The sequence below is a fragment of the Gracilinema caldarium DSM 7334 genome (assembly GCF_000219725.1).
In the GTDB taxonomy this organism is placed as follows: domain Bacteria; phylum Spirochaetota; class Spirochaetia; order Treponematales; family Breznakiellaceae; genus Gracilinema; species Gracilinema caldarium.
On sequence record NC_015732.1, the window covers coordinates 1,123,838 to 1,137,459 of the forward strand.

Genomic DNA, 13,622 nt, shown 5'->3' on the forward strand with positions numbered 1-13,622 from the left:
TTCTCCTAGAGGGTTATAGGGGCTTTTTTTATCTCTACACCCCGTTCATCAATATTAGTTTCGTGATTATCAGCACATTGTACTGACTCACTTGTTTTAAATTCAGCCAGAGCTTTCTCCAGTTCAGCGGCTCCTTCTCGGCTCTGCTGGCTAAGATCTTCAAGGTTGACGATACTCTCCAGAATTTCTCGGGACCCCTGATCAATTTCTGTAATACCTGCAAGGGTCTGATCTGAAATACTTTTTATATTTTCCATAGCATCCAGGATTGCATGGTGCTGTTGGTACATCTTTTGGGTACCTTCATTGTAGCCTTTTATGGCTGTTATAGAGTCCTGGATTGCTTGTCCTACCTGAATACTCCGACGGTTCGTTTCATCAGAGGTAGCAACCAAAATGTCGAGCTGTTTCACAAAAGTGGTGGCATTGGTGCTAATGCTTTCAAGGGATTGGGCCGAATTACTGCTTGCTTCCAAAGCCTGGTTAATTTTAGCCAAAATATCTGAAAGGGCATCTTCAATACGCTGAGCATTATCCTGGGTAGATTCGGCTAGTTTTCGAATTTCGTCTGCCACAACTGCAAAACCTGCTCCCGCAGCACCTGCATGGGCACTTTCAATGGCTGCATTCATAGAGAGTATATTTGTTTGTTCAGAAATCTGGTCAATTAATTCAATTATTTCAGAAATGTTTTCCACATCCCGGCTCACTGATTTTATAATTTCATTGGTTGATTGAACTCTATCCGCTCCTTCGATTACGAGTTGCCTTAAATAATCTGCATCCTGGGATTGTTTTGAAAGATCCTGAGATACCTGGCTCACCTGATTGATTGCGAGCTGAAGATCTTCCCCTGCTTTTTCCATTGCGTGGGTTTGATATTGGGTTTGTTCTTTAAAGTTTTCGAGATATTTCCCAATATCCGCAAGCGCTTCTGATGCCTGATCGATAGCAGAATCTAAAACAACGAATTGGTTTTTAATATTTTCTATATTTTTATTTATTTGATTTATGGCGGCTGCAGATTCAGCACTACCTGCAGAAAGAGCTTCTTTAAGGCCAGTTACCCGACTAGCAGCATGTTTAATAGTTGTAAAAAGTCCACCTACAGACTCGATCACATCTTTTAGATGGACAGAAATCATACCAATTTCATCTTTTCCAAGATGAGGCGGTGTAGTAGAAAAGTCTCGTTGAGCCACCTGGCGGAGAGATGCTTCGATTGTTTGGGTCCTATAGGCAATGCGGCGGGCAAAGGATATGGTGTATATAATGGCTACCATTACAGAAACTAGAAATAAAAATACAGTAAATATAATGGTCCATTGAATCGATCTTGAAACACTCCCATTAATGGTTTTTTCGAGTTTGTTTAAAATATTTTTAAAGCCCTCATTGGCTAGGGCAATAGATTTCAGGTTGCGTTTAAAATTATCAAAATAATAGTTTGCCTGATAATCAAATTGTCCGGCTTTTATGAGTCGATCCACCTCAGCTTGAATCCCATCATTACCACTTCGCCCAATGATGGGATACTTCTCTAAAGTATATTTTCTTAAATCTTCCAAGGCAACTCGAACCCCTTCTAGATTAGACAGGGTAAAATTCCAGAGGCTTACGGTGTTTTCTCGCTGTTCAATAGCATCTTTCCCAAGTTTTTTAACTCGTTTGTCTTTAACAAAGGTATCTAATTTTTGAGAAAAGAGATCTATATTTTTAAAGAGCCGCTCTTCTTGTTTGTCTAATGTTTCCGGTGTTGTTAAGAATTGATACGAAGCTACTAGCACCTGGTCCCATTGGTAAATTAAATTGGTAGTCTGTTTCGATACTTGTAAGTAACCATAAATTGTATAGGCCTGATACCCTACAAAGGTTACTACTGCGGTCATTAGAACAAGCACGAGACCAATTCCAGAAAGCAATTTAGCAAAGATCTTCATCGGCTATCCTTTCCTGTTATCTACATGTTTTCATATGTTTCAATTTCTGTGTTGATGTATTCTAAATTAATACCCGCCTTTGCAAACATTTCTTCCGAATCCTTTGCATCATGATATTTTTTTTCACAGACCACCCGGGTAATGCCACAATTGATAATCAGCATGGTACAGGTCCTGCAGGGAGTCATTTTACAATATAAGGTAGCTCCTTCTATGGCAATACCCCGTTTTGCGGCCTGGCAGATTGCATTTTGTTCTGCATGAACCGTTCTGACACAGTGTGTTGTGACACTTCCATCTTCATGGACCATTTTTTTTAATTGATGGCCTACTTCATCGCAATGAGGTAGGCCTGCAGGAGATCCAACATAACCAGTGACTAAAATCTGGTTGTTTTTCGCAATAACACAGCCCGAGCGTCCCCGATCACAGGTTGCCCGTTTTGCAATGGCGTTGCAGACTTCCATGAAATACTCATCCCAGCTTGGTCGCTTATAATTAACTTCTGCCATGTGTCATCCTTCTCTATCTTCATTGTATCATGTTTGTTTTTTATGTAAAGTATTTGTTGAGGAGCGAAGTTATGAATGGGCCACATTTTCTCAGTGTTTGTTTAAATCCGACCCTACAAAAAACGTTGCTATTCTCATCCTGGCAACGGGACCAGGTAAATCGTACGGGCTGTCATAGACTGGATGCTTCAGGGAAAGGGGTGAATGTGACGCGGGTTTTAACGCAGCTTGGGAAAAGTGTGCTTCATCTAACTCAACTTGGCGGAAACTTCCGGGATTTGTTCATCAACCTATGTGAAAAAGATGATCTATCTTTGGTTTGGGTAGAGAGTTCCAGTGAAATCCGGTTCTGTTATACCTTGATCGATAGGAACGATAATAGTATGACCGAATTGGTAGAAGAATCGGAACCGGTACATCCTGGAACAGAACAGGCTTTGCGAGAGCTTTTTGACAGGGAAAGTCAGAAAATTGCAAGGACTTCAGTTAAACAACCAACCCTTATCATTTCCGGAACTAAGGCCGCTGGTTTTTCTGATGCAATGATTCCCCATATGGTGTCCCGAGCAAAGGAACTTGGTTTTCGAATTATTTTAGATATAAAGGGAAAGGATTTACAAAACAGTCTGGTATATGGCCCCGATATTATTAAACCGAATCTGCTTGAATTCTGTACTACCTATCTTCCGGAAATAGATGAAAGTAAAATCCAGGTTGATGAATCCTATCAAAGAATTGTACAACATGAGGTGGTTTCTCAAGCCCAATCCCTTGTTCGACAGTTTGGTAGTTCGATCATCATAACCCGTGGCCCCCTGCCTGTTTGGGTTATTGAGGGTACGGCTTTTTATGATGTTCCACTAAAATCGGTTGTTCCGATTAACGCTACTGGTAGTGGGGATGCCTTTACCGCAGGTCTCGCAGCAGCTTTAGATGATCAGTGTTCCTTAGTGGACGCTGTGACTGAGGGTATTCGATGTGGGAGCCTCAATGCGGGTTTGCTAAAACCTGGTGTAATTCATGTATAATTGACAGAAAAAATCGTTTTATGATAAAAACATTTTACTTATGAAAGATCTGACTCAGGGTAATGAAACTACCCAAATCATCCTTTTTGCTCTCCCCATGTTGGTAGGCAATGTATTTCAGCAATTTTACAATATGGTAGACAGCTGGGTAGTCGGTCAATTTGTTGGAACTACTGCTCTCGCTGCGGTTGGTGCATCCTTTCCCATTCTTTTCCTAATGATTGCCCTTGTTATGGGCTTTGGTATGGGCGCTAATGTTCTTATTGCCCAGTACTATGGGGCTAAGGATTTGCAACGGGTTCGATCTGTAATTGATACTACCTATGTCGTCCTTTTCTGGATGGGGATCGTACTGACTGCTGTTGGTTTATTGTTTGCCCGATCAATTCTCGTTCTTCTAAGAGTTCCTACAGATGTAATGCCTCAGGCTTTGACCTATCTTAGAATCATCTTTTCAGGAATGTTCTTTACCTTCGGTTATAATGGAGTAGGAGCCATATTACGGGGATTGGGAGATTCCATGACTCCCCTCTATATGCTTATTGTTGCTACACTGCTCAATATAGTCCTCGATTTGGTGTCGGTGCTAGTGCTTCATATGGGTGTTGCCGGTGTAGCTTGGGCAACAATTATAGCTCAGGGCCTATCTTTTATTGGATCAATCATATATCTTAATAAAACCCATGAATTTTTAAAGACTGATTTTTGTCACCTTCATTTTGATAGAGAACTCTTTTTTATTAGTCTGAAAATAGGTCTTCCATCAGGTATTCAGCAAGCATTAGTCGCCATGGGAATGATGTTCATGAATGCGGTGGTTAACGGGTTTGGGGCTATCGTAATGGCGGGTTTTTCTGCCGCCAGCCGGATTGATTCCTTTGTAGGCATGCCCTCTATGAACATAAGCATGGCCCTGTCTACGTTTGTTGGGCAAAACCTGGGAGCTGGTAAACCGGAACGGGTTAAAAAGGGCTATCGTTCAGCCTTATGTATTGCGATGAGTATTACCTTCGTGCTGATGGTGGTTCTTCTTGTTTTTGGAAAGTCTCTGGTTTCTATTTTTACATCCGATCTGGAGGTTATAGCTGTAGGATCCCGATACCTTCATGTCATCGCTCCCTTTTATGTAGCCTTTACGATGATGTTTATTACGAATGGGGTCATCCGTGGAGCTGGTGAAACAATCGTCCCAATGGTATCGACTCTCTTTGCTATGTGGCTTATCCGGGTGCCAAGTGCGGTGCTCTTTTCTTCTCTTTGGGGCGAAATCGGCATCTGGTGGGCCATGCCAACAGGTTGGGTTATCGGTATGATTATTGCATATTCATACTATAAGACTGATCGTTGGAAAAACAAGGTTGTTGTTAAAACTAAATCTGTTCAAAACCTGCAGATAGTCGGGGAATAAAAATAATGCCAGGGGAACAAGAACTTGCCCGCCGTTTTATTGAGTTTACTATTACTTTAAAACGAATGTTTCGCCATGTAGCTCTTCAGACAGATCAACACCTTACGGAAGAGCGGTATCGTTCCCTGCTTTATCTGCTTAAAATGGAGGAAGCAGGTCTCTCAGAACTTAGTGAGCGGCTGTCTATTTCTGCGTCGAGTCTTTGCATTATGTTAGGTAAATTGGAAGAGGAGGGCCTTGTAGAGCGGCATCGCAGCAAAGAAGACCGCCGGCAGGTTCGCTATAGTTGTACACCCAAAGGACGAGAACGCCTACTTGCCGCCCAAACCTCATTGTTGAACCTACTGACAGATCGCTTTTATAACATATCTTCAGAAAAGCGGGACCAGCTTATGAAGGCCTTCGATGAAATAGAATCAATCTTCTCGATGATTGCTATTGATCCTTTCGAGAAGTAATTCTGTATAGTAACGGGTTTCAATGTTAGATTCAGGGATACCGATTTTATGCAGGCAAGCATACAGTTCTTTTCGAGCCAATTCAATCTGTTCTGGTTCATAAGTATCGGTAAGAATCTCGAGCTCCACAAACCAACCCAAGTGCTTAACCTGGGACAGTTCTATGGTGATATTGTTCCATCGCCAGGCTTGTCCTTCCTTGTGTTTGCGAATCCAGGGAACAAAACCGAGGTTGTGCAAAAAATCTTCAAAGGCTGTTGCCCTGGAAACAGAAAACTCAAGCTCATCATTAATCTCCATCCCTTCGCGGACTTCCTTTTTTTTAAGGGTGACGAAGACAGATCCGTTCTCCTGTCGTATCCGTATACCGGATCCTAGTGGTCCCCGTTTTTGAGTATTTTGTATGGTTTCAATCTCTGTTGTGGGAAGCCAGTAGGCATCATCCTTCTCATAGGTTTTTATAAAGGTTGCAAAAGATCCTATCCTGTTTTGTACTTGTATAGGGTCATCCACCCATGCTTTTATTTCAATTTCTATGGCCATACGGTAAAGCTACTCCGGAATGATGACATAGACAAGGGCCTTTTGACCTGAAACAAGTACTTGTATACCTTGTTTAATAACTAATGGTACCTCTGCCGCTTTGAGTAGATCTGCCAGGGGAATAGTTGCGCTGACCAGGAGTACCATTCTTCCTTTTGGTGCTAGAATACGGGCTGATTCTTTGAGAAATCTGATATACAAAGTTCGTATTTTATTTGCTTCAAGGGCTTCATAGAGCCCCCATGGGGGGTCTGTTACAATACGTGTAATAAATCCCTGTTGAAATTGGCCCAGTGTTGTGGCATCTAGTACCTTGGGAAAGATGGTTTTTCTCCGTTTTTCCCATTCCTTATGCTTCAGGATTATTTTAAAGTGCTGCACCTTCTCAGGATCTATATCTCCTGTAAAAATCATATGATAAGGAGCCATCCGGGCGCGTTCTAAAGGGATTGCACCGGAACCCATAAAGGGGTCAAGGAATATATCTTCCCTTTGCGGGTCTGATAATTCTAGGAGAAGCCTACAGAAATAAGGAGGCAGAGCCCCTGGCAGGAGTCTTTCATCAATATATTTCGGATATTTCTGTTGTTGCAAAATCAAATAACAATGATGATTTTTTCTGACATGGAGCTGAAATTCAAGTTCAGGCTGCTCTGAGTTCGGCCGACCGTGAATACTTTGAGCCAGCTTTTTTTCCAGCATTCCATGTAAGTCCCTGATTATTGGAGCTGGTTTCCCTTCAATAAACACTCGAATGGTAAAAGTACAATGCGCTTTTAGTTTTACAAGAGGAGTAAGTTTTTTTATGAATGGTTTCTGTAACATCAGCTGGTATGCCGAAAAAATATTTTCTGCCTGTCCCCATTCAAGCAGTGGATAGAGGTTTTTAAGATAAGGTAATGTAGAAAGATGCTTTTCCGAATAAAAAGCAATGATACTCTCATCATAAAAGATAACTTGCTCAAGAATAGAATCTCGTAACATAAGATGCTGTACCAGTGTAGAAAATCCTGCAGGAAAGGTCCCTAAATATTCCATAGATTCCTCGATGAATAGTGTAGAAATTCATAGCTATGACCGATATTCTAAGGGCATGAACATCCAAAGAATGGTTATACTTCAGTTAGCTTTTTTTGTCTCCTGGTTTTTCCCCCTTTGTTCTCTTGGGGCAGAGACTATACATGTTGTACAAAAAGGTGAAACCCTTTATTCAATTGCAAAACAATACAATTGTACATACAAGGAATTATTAGAATACAATAACATAACAAATGCTTCTAAAATCTTTGTAGGGCAAAAGATTAAAATTCCTGAGAGTTCTGATACGCAGATGTATATAGTAAAACGGGGAGATACCCTGTTTAGTATAGCCAGAACTTTTTCTGTATCAATCGATGGGATTCGAAAAATAAATGGCTTAACAGAAAAATCTATAATCAAAGAAGGTATGTCATTAAAAATACCCAATGGTGTAAAGCCTGTTGAAATGAAACAGGATACAATCCAAGTTCGATCGATGAGTGAAACTCCGATTCACACAAACACTGAATGGCCTGTGCAAGCAAAAAGTATATCCTATTTAACAGGAAAACTCTACGGAGTTGTTATTCTTACAGAAGCCGATAATATAGTGCGTAGTCTTACTTCTGGTACGGTGGTATCAGCAGGGCCCTATCGTGGTTTTGGAAAAGTGGCTATTGTACAAGGTGCGAACGGTTATCTCTATGTCTATGGAGGATGTGAAATACTGAATGTTCGAGAAGGGGATAGTATTACAAGTGGCACCATATTAGGTCGTATTGGGATCGATTCCATTTCAAAACAGCCGCAGCTCTATTTCCTAGTTTATAAGGATAATAAACCAATAGATCCAGTTTTAGCTCCCCGTGGATAAATTAAAAAATAATATAATTTTAATACATAAATTAGGAATCTGTTCTTTTTTTGGATATATTTATTGATGTATGACGTGTAAGGTCAGGAAAAACAACTGAAGGGGTGGTCTACTGTGTTTGAAATGTATGCTGAGATGGAATCTGTAAAAGGTCAACCTATGAACCAAGTTCGCCCTGAACCAGCAAAAAAGAAATCAAAGAAAAAAGCCCTTAATCAGTTTTCCAAACCTAAAAAGACGAGTAAGACATTAAAAGAAGCGGATCCTCTGGCGATGTATCTTAAGCAGATTTCCCGATTTCCTTTACTCAGTGGAGATGAAGAGCAGGCAATTGGTGAAAAAATAGTTCACCTTCGGGAAGAAATCGCTCATCTTGATGAACGGTATCATGAAAATTTACAGGATCCAGAGTATAAAAAAGAACGGGTTCAATTAGATAATGCTCTTATGTATTATAAAAACAAGATGATTAACTCAAATCTCAGACTAGTTGTATCTATTGCAAAAAACTATCAGCATAGAGGACTTTCGCTGCTTGATCTAATTGATGAAGGAAACATCGGTCTTATTGAGGCCGTGGAACGTTTTGATTATACCCGCAAATGCCGATTCTCTACTTATGGTACCTGGTGGATTAGGCAGGCCATCATAAAAAGCCTTGCTGATAAGGGGCGAGTCATTCGTATCCCTATCCACATGCTCAATACAATTAAAAAGTGTTATTTTATTGCAAAACAACTAACCCAAGATCTTGGGCGTGACCCTAGTGATGAGGAGCTTTCAGAATATCTGGGCGTTCCGGTATCTAAGGTTAAAGAAATTGTCAAACTCTCCCAAGAGACAACCAGCCTTGATACCACGGTTGATGATGATAATGTAACCCGTCTTTCAGATCTTATAAAGGATGAGACCCTGGAAGATCCCTTTGATATGGTGTTTGCTATGACCTTACAGGATACGCTCGATAGTGTTCTATCTCATCTTTCTGAACGGGAAGTTAAAATTATCCAACTTCGTTTTGGCTTAACCGGAGAAGGACCTCTGACTTTGGAAGAAACGGGAAAGCTGTTGGGTATTACCCGTGAACGGGTCCGCCAAATTCAAGAAAAGGCTATTTTTAAATTGAGGAATCTGAAACAGCTCAATGATTTTACTGCTGAGTAGCAGGAATTAATCGGGTGCATTGTACAAAGACTTCCATACATACCCGGGCGTCATCCTCTGCCCGATGGGCTTCCAGAGCCTTAATTTTTAAATACTCGGCCAGGTCCTGCAATTTGTAGGAGTAGCGGCCGGGAATAAGTTCCTTGGCTAAAATCCGTGTATCCACAATTTTGTGTGGCAAAGCAGGGAAGGGGGGCTTCCACAGCACCTTGTGTTCATCAACCTGAATTTTCGGTTCTGATATAACTGGGTCTAGCAGGGAGGGCTGGTTCGTATCCCTTTTTTCCCGTTCCTCATCTTTTTTCCAAAAGTATCCCAGGGCTGCATTGATAAAAGACACATCAAAGGGGGCATTGTGGGCCACGAGGATGCCCTTTCCTATGAAACGCAGAAAATCAGGTAAGACTTCTTCTATGGGAGGCTGTTTCCGGAGCATCTCATCGGTAATACCGTTTACTCTGGCTGCTTCTGCTGGCATGGGTATTCCAGGGTTTATCAGTACTGAAAAGCGGCCAATAATACCGAGGCGGTCAAATTTTACCGCCCCGATTTCTACAATTTTATCGGTTTTTGGTTCAAGGCCCGTGGTTTCCGTATCAAAGGCGATAAATACCGGCCCTTCGGTCCCCTCCTGGGTTTCCCCGAAGAGGAGCGGCCGAACCCAATCGTAGGTGCCCATTAGTCACCAATGACCGAGCGGAGATCCTTTTCTATGGCGGCAAGTTTGGTGCTGACGACCTTTTTGGCTGCTTCCAAGCCTTCCGGTCCAACTTCGGCACAGCAGGTTGCATAGAATTTGATCTTTGGTTCGGTCCCGCTGGGCCGGGCACTGACGATGGTGCCATCTTCCAGGAAGAACTGGAGTACATTGCTTTTAGGCAGGTCCACAGGTTCGGTTTTCCCCGGCTGGCCCGGATATTTCCAGACCGACTCCTGAACATCCCGGACCCGGCTTACCGTAATGCCACCCAAGGTTTTGGGGGGATTTTTCCGGTATTCAGCCATGATGCCTGCCATGATGGCCGGTCCCTGGGGACCCTGGAAGTATTTGGAAATACCGATTTCCTGCCAGTAGCCATGCTGGAGGTATAGGTCATTGAGCCGGTCCAGGAGGCTCTTCCCTTTACTGCGCCAGTACAGGGTCATTTCGGCGGTCAGAGCTGCTGCGGAGACTCCGTCCTTGTCCCGGACTTCCGGTTCAATCAGGAAGCCGTAGCTTTCTTCGGTACCAAATAGGACCGTGTAGCCCCGGCCGTCGGTTTCGGTTTTCCGCCATACATCGGCGATCCATTTAAAGCCCGTAAGGCATTCAAAACATTCGGCTCCATAGCTGTTTGCCACCCGTTTCTGCATACCGGTGGTCACAATGGAGTTGATCATGGCGGGCTTTGCAGGCAGTTTTCCCTGTTCTTGTAAAGATAGGAATATGTAATCCGCAAGGAGCGTCCCGAGCTGGTTTCCTGTTACCAGCACAAAATTCCCTGTCTTATCGGGAACTGCAATACCCAGCCGGTCTGCATCGGGGTCGGTGGCCATGACCACATCGGCCTTTACCTTGGTGCCCAGTTCCAGAGCCATTTTAAGAGCCGCTGCTTCTTCGGGGTTGGGGTAGGATACGGTGGGGAAGTTCCCGTCTGGTTTCCGCTGTTCCGGAACCGTGATTACCTCAAGGCCCAGACTTCCCAGAACCCCTTCTACATGCAGGGCTCCGGTTCCGTGCAGGGGGGTATATACAATTTTAACTTCCTTTGCTTTCTCTTTAATCAGTTCAGGCCGGAAGAGATGGCTTTTTACCATGGCTGCATAGGGTTCATCAATTTCCTTATCAATGATTTTTAATAGACCCTTTGTAAGGGCTTCTTCCCTGCTTATTTCCATGATACTGGTTACCTGGTTTACTTCCTTAATAATTCCCACATCATGGGGTTCGATTACCTGGGAACCATCATTCCAATAGGCTTTGTAACCATTGTATTGGGGCGGGTTGTGGCTTGCGGTGACTACCACGCCTGTGTCGCATTTAAGGGTGCGAATTGCGAAAGAGAGTTCCGGTGTTGGCCGCAGGGACGAAAAGAGATAGGTTGTAATTCCATTAGCTGCAAGAATAAGAGCGGTGGCTTCGGCAAATTCCGGTGAATATCGGCGGCTGTCATAGGCAATAACCGCTGAAAGCTTTCCTGCCTTCGCTTTTTCACTCAGGGCCTTTTTCAGGTAGTTGGCTAAACCCTGGGTAGCCCGTTTTATCACCAGGGTGTTCATCCGGTTATAACCACCACCAATGACACCCCGCAAGCCTCCGGTACCAAATTCGAGGTCCCGGTAAAAACGGTCTTCCAGTTCTTTCCAGTCTTCTGCTTTCAGAAGCTGTTCTACCTCAGCTCTGAAGTGGGCATCCTGTTCATGTTCTATATAATCTTTCGCTCTGCGGATAATTTCCTGTTGTTCCATGGTTTTCTTCTCCTCTACAGCCAGTATAAAAGGATTTAAACCTGCACTGCAAGCCCTGCCATTTACAAAAAAAGAGGCTGTAATGACACTAAAATACAATCTGTCTATTGAATAAGAACCGATATTTTTGGTACGATAGCGCTGAATATTCAATCAATTTGGAGGCCCTATGACAATAGCAGAGATGTTCGGGCAGAGTGGTGTATTAACCCTGCTCGGCATGGGTATAGTCTTCGGCTTTCTGATAATTCTAGTCCTATTTATGACCCTAGTAGCTAAGGTTATTCATGCACTCGGGTGGGATATAGATGCTCAGGAAGGGCAAGGTTCGGCGGCAGGTTCTGCCACTGCAGCAGCAGGCAGTAATTCTGCTGTGGTTGCGGCAATTACTGCCGCAGTGAATGAATATCGTAAAACGAATCACTAATTAAGGAAGGAGTTTTTATGGCTAAAGTACAACTTACTGACCTCGTGCTCCGGGATGCTCACCAATCCCTGTTGGCTACCCGAATGACCACTGCAGATATGCTTCCCATTTGTCCCCAGCTCGATAAGGTTGGCTATTTTGCCCTGGAAGCCTGGGGTGGGGCTACCTTTGATTCCTGTATCCGCTTTTTAAATGAAGATCCTTGGGAACGCCTGCGGCAGTTAAAGAAGGCCCTTCCTAATACCAAAATCATGATGCTCCTCCGGGGCCAGAACCTTCTGGGCTATCGGCACTATGCCGATGATGTGGTGACCAAATTTGTCGAAGCCGCCGCGAAAAATGGTGTGGATGTCTTCCGGATTTTTGATGCTGTCAATGATCCTCGGAACTTTAAAGCTGCTACTGAAGCTGCAAAAAAAACTGGCAAGCATGTACAGCTGACGATTTCCTATGCCACGACTCCGTTCCACACTATTCAATCCTATGTGGATCTAGCAAAAGAGCTGGCCGCAGAAGGAGCGGATTCGCTCTGTATTAAGGATATGGCTGGTCTTCTCAAGCCTTACGATGCGTATGAACTGGTAAAGGCACTGAAAAAAGCGGTTGATCTACCCATCGAAATTCACTCTCACGCTACAACTGGTATGTCGGTAGCTACCCTTACTAAGGCTGCCGAAGCGGGAGCTGAAATTCTGGATACGGTCATTTCTTCCCTCGCTATGGGAACCAGCCACAGTCCTACCGAAACAATGGTAGAGATCTTCAAGGGTACCCAGTTCGACACAGGTCTGGATACCAATCTTCTCCTTGATATCGCTGCTTATTTCCGGGAAGTTCGAAAGAACTATAAGAAGTTCGAGTCCAGCTTCCTCGGTGCAGACACCAGAATCCTGGTTTCTCAGGTTCCCGGTGGCATGCTCTCCAATCTGGAAAGCCAGCTTAAGGAACAGGGTGCATCTGACAAGATTGATGAGGTGCTCAAGGAAATTGCGGTGGTCCAGAAGGACTTTGGCTATCCGCCCCTCGTAACTCCCACGAGCCAGATTGTAGGAACCCAAGCGGTCTTTAATGTCCTCTTCGGCCGCTATAATAAGCTTACTGGAGAATCCATGGATCTTTTGGTTGGTAAATACGGCAAGTGTCCTGCACCAAAGAATCCCGAAGTTGTTAAGAAGGCCTTGGAAGCCCTTAAGATGGAAAAAGAAATTACCCATCGGCCTGCGGATGACATTCCCAATGAATTCTCCAAACTGGAAGAAGAAACCAAGAAGATCCTCGGTACCGATAAGGTTGCGGTGGAAGATGTGCTTACCTACGCTATGTTCCCCAAGGTAGCCCCCGACTTCTTTAAGAAACGGGACCAGGGACCGGTCAAATTCACCGCTGAACCGGAAGCCCCCAAGGCTGCCGCTCCTGCTGCAGCTCCTGCTGCTGGTCAGGCTGCTAAGTATGTAGTGAATGTAAACGGTTCTGATTATACCGTTGTGGTTCGCCCCGAAGGAACTATGGCCATTGCCCCTGCCGCTGGTGCTGCTCCTGCCGCACCTGCAGCCGCCCCTGCAGCTCCTGCCCCATCCGCCGGTAGTCATGTGGTAGAAGCTCCGGTGGCTGGTACTATTATTAAGTACGCTGTAAGCGAAGGTGCTTCCGTATCCACAGGCCAGACTATTATGATTATTGAGTCCATGAAGATGGAACTGGAAATTAAGGCAACCGGATCCGGTACTGTGCATTTCCTTGTGTCTACTGGAACTCAGGTTGCGGCACATCAGCCTGTGGCTGAACTGAAATAGGGGATTT

At 44.0% G+C, this 13,622-nt stretch carries 13 protein-coding genes; 7 read left to right on the forward strand and 6 right to left on the reverse strand.

Features of this window, described 5'->3' with window-relative positions; all coding sequences use genetic code 11:
* Positions 1-5 precede the first annotated feature (5 nt).
* Entirely contained in the window at positions 6-1,940 is a 1,935-nt protein-coding gene (locus SPICA_RS05160; protein ID WP_013968479.1) for a methyl-accepting chemotaxis protein, read from the reverse strand.
* A gap of 20 nt (positions 1,941-1,960) precedes the next feature.
* Complete coding sequence (locus tag SPICA_RS05165; protein WP_013968480.1) at positions 1,961-2,452, reverse strand: deoxycytidylate deaminase; 492 nt, start codon at positions 2,450-2,452, stop codon at positions 1,961-1,963.
* Between the two features lie 71 nt (positions 2,453-2,523).
* Between SPICA_RS05165 and SPICA_RS05170 the strand changes: the two genes are divergently transcribed.
* Genes SPICA_RS05170 through SPICA_RS14740 form a run of 3 tightly spaced genes read left to right on the forward strand, consistent with a single transcriptional unit; the run spans position 2,524 to position 5,346 of the window.
* Positions 2,524-3,480, forward strand: coding sequence for a 1-phosphofructokinase family hexose kinase (locus SPICA_RS05170; protein ID WP_013968481.1), 957 nt, complete (start codon positions 2,524-2,526; stop codon positions 3,478-3,480).
* A gap of 40 nt (positions 3,481-3,520) precedes the next feature.
* The gene (locus SPICA_RS05175; protein ID WP_013968482.1) at positions 3,521-4,888 is read left to right on the forward strand and encodes an MATE family efflux transporter; all 1,368 of its coding nucleotides are present in this window, start codon (positions 3,521-3,523) and stop codon (positions 4,886-4,888) included.
* A 5-nt stretch (positions 4,889-4,893) separates the two neighbouring features.
* A complete protein-coding gene (locus SPICA_RS14740) occupies positions 4,894-5,346 on the forward strand; it encodes a MarR family winged helix-turn-helix transcriptional regulator (protein WP_013968483.1) in 453 nt (150 codons plus the stop codon).
* Here the strand turns inward: SPICA_RS14740 and cyaB are convergent.
* Both cyaB and SPICA_RS05190 read right to left on the reverse strand, forming a co-directional pair.
* Positions 5,305-5,889, reverse strand: a complete 585-nt coding sequence (gene cyaB, locus SPICA_RS05185; protein WP_013968484.1) for a class IV adenylate cyclase — start codon at positions 5,887-5,889, stop codon at positions 5,305-5,307. The genes SPICA_RS14740 and cyaB overlap by 42 nt on opposite strands.
* A gap of 9 nt (positions 5,890-5,898) precedes the next feature.
* A complete protein-coding gene (locus SPICA_RS05190; RefSeq protein ID WP_013968485.1) occupies positions 5,899-6,927 on the reverse strand; it encodes a TRM11 family SAM-dependent methyltransferase in 1,029 nt (342 codons plus the stop codon).
* A gap of 55 nt (positions 6,928-6,982) precedes the next feature.
* Between SPICA_RS05190 and SPICA_RS05195 the strand changes: the two genes are divergently transcribed.
* Positions 6,983-7,783: a M23 family metallopeptidase gene (locus SPICA_RS05195; RefSeq protein ID WP_169311859.1), complete on the forward strand. Its 801-nt coding sequence runs from the start codon at positions 6,983-6,985 to the stop codon at positions 7,781-7,783.
* A 123-nt stretch (positions 7,784-7,906) separates the two neighbouring features.
* On the forward strand, positions 7,907-8,947 hold the full coding sequence (locus tag SPICA_RS05200; protein ID WP_013968487.1) for a sigma-70 family RNA polymerase sigma factor: 1,041 nt from the start codon (positions 7,907-7,909) through the stop codon (positions 8,945-8,947).
* Here SPICA_RS05200 and SPICA_RS05205 read toward each other — a convergent pair.
* Together SPICA_RS05205 and SPICA_RS05210 are read right to left on the reverse strand one after the other, a co-directional pair.
* Positions 8,934-9,626: a 3'-5' exonuclease gene (locus SPICA_RS05205; RefSeq protein WP_013968488.1), complete on the reverse strand. Its 693-nt coding sequence runs from the start codon at positions 9,624-9,626 to the stop codon at positions 8,934-8,936. The two genes, SPICA_RS05200 and SPICA_RS05205, sit on opposite strands and share 14 nt — an antisense overlap.
* On the reverse strand, positions 9,626-11,395 hold the full coding sequence (locus SPICA_RS05210) for a phospho-sugar mutase (RefSeq protein ID WP_013968489.1): 1,770 nt from the start codon (positions 11,393-11,395) through the stop codon (positions 9,626-9,628). Before SPICA_RS05210 ends, SPICA_RS05205 begins: the two co-directional genes overlap by 1 nt.
* Positions 11,396-11,564: 169 nt before the next feature.
* On the opposite strand from SPICA_RS05210, the gene SPICA_RS05215 reads away from it, so the two are divergent.
* Both SPICA_RS05215 and oadA read left to right on the forward strand, forming a co-directional pair.
* A complete protein-coding gene (locus SPICA_RS05215) occupies positions 11,565-11,822 on the forward strand; it encodes an OadG family protein (RefSeq protein ID WP_013968490.1) in 258 nt (85 codons plus the stop codon).
* Between the two features lie 17 nt (positions 11,823-11,839).
* Positions 11,840-13,615: a sodium-extruding oxaloacetate decarboxylase subunit alpha gene (oadA, locus tag SPICA_RS05220; protein ID WP_013968491.1), complete on the forward strand. Its 1,776-nt coding sequence runs from the start codon at positions 11,840-11,842 to the stop codon at positions 13,613-13,615.
* The last annotated feature ends 7 nt before the right edge of the window (positions 13,616-13,622 follow it).

Bases quoted from the DNA above. Each gene is read 5' to 3' on its own strand.
- SPICA_RS05160 (WP_013968479.1), bottom strand. From the start codon at position 1,940: ATGAAGATCTTTGCTAAATTGCTTTCTGGAATTGGTCTCGTGCTTGTT.
- SPICA_RS05165 (WP_013968480.1), bottom strand. From the start codon at position 2,452: ATGGCAGAAGTTAATTATAAGCGACCAAGCTGGGATGAGTATTTCATG.
- SPICA_RS05170 (WP_013968481.1), top strand. From the start codon at position 2,524: ATGAATGGGCCACATTTTCTCAGTGTTTGTTTAAATCCGACCCTACAA.
- SPICA_RS05175 (WP_013968482.1), top strand. From the start codon at position 3,521: ATGAAAGATCTGACTCAGGGTAATGAAACTACCCAAATCATCCTTTTT.
- SPICA_RS14740 (WP_013968483.1), top strand. From the start codon at position 4,894: ATGCCAGGGGAACAAGAACTTGCCCGCCGTTTTATTGAGTTTACTATT.
- cyaB (WP_013968484.1), bottom strand. From the start codon at position 5,889: ATGGCCATAGAAATTGAAATAAAAGCATGGGTGGATGACCCTATACAA.
- SPICA_RS05190 (WP_013968485.1), bottom strand. From the start codon at position 6,927: ATGGAATATTTAGGGACCTTTCCTGCAGGATTTTCTACACTGGTACAG.
- SPICA_RS05195 (WP_169311859.1), top strand. From the start codon at position 6,983: ATGAACATCCAAAGAATGGTTATACTTCAGTTAGCTTTTTTTGTCTCC.
- SPICA_RS05200 (WP_013968487.1), top strand. From the start codon at position 7,907: ATGTATGCTGAGATGGAATCTGTAAAAGGTCAACCTATGAACCAAGTT.
- SPICA_RS05205 (WP_013968488.1), bottom strand. From the start codon at position 9,626: ATGGGCACCTACGATTGGGTTCGGCCGCTCCTCTTCGGGGAAACCCAG.
- SPICA_RS05210 (WP_013968489.1), bottom strand. From the start codon at position 11,395: ATGGAACAACAGGAAATTATCCGCAGAGCGAAAGATTATATAGAACAT.
- SPICA_RS05215 (WP_013968490.1), top strand. From the start codon at position 11,565: ATGACAATAGCAGAGATGTTCGGGCAGAGTGGTGTATTAACCCTGCTC.
- oadA (WP_013968491.1), top strand. From the start codon at position 11,840: ATGGCTAAAGTACAACTTACTGACCTCGTGCTCCGGGATGCTCACCAA.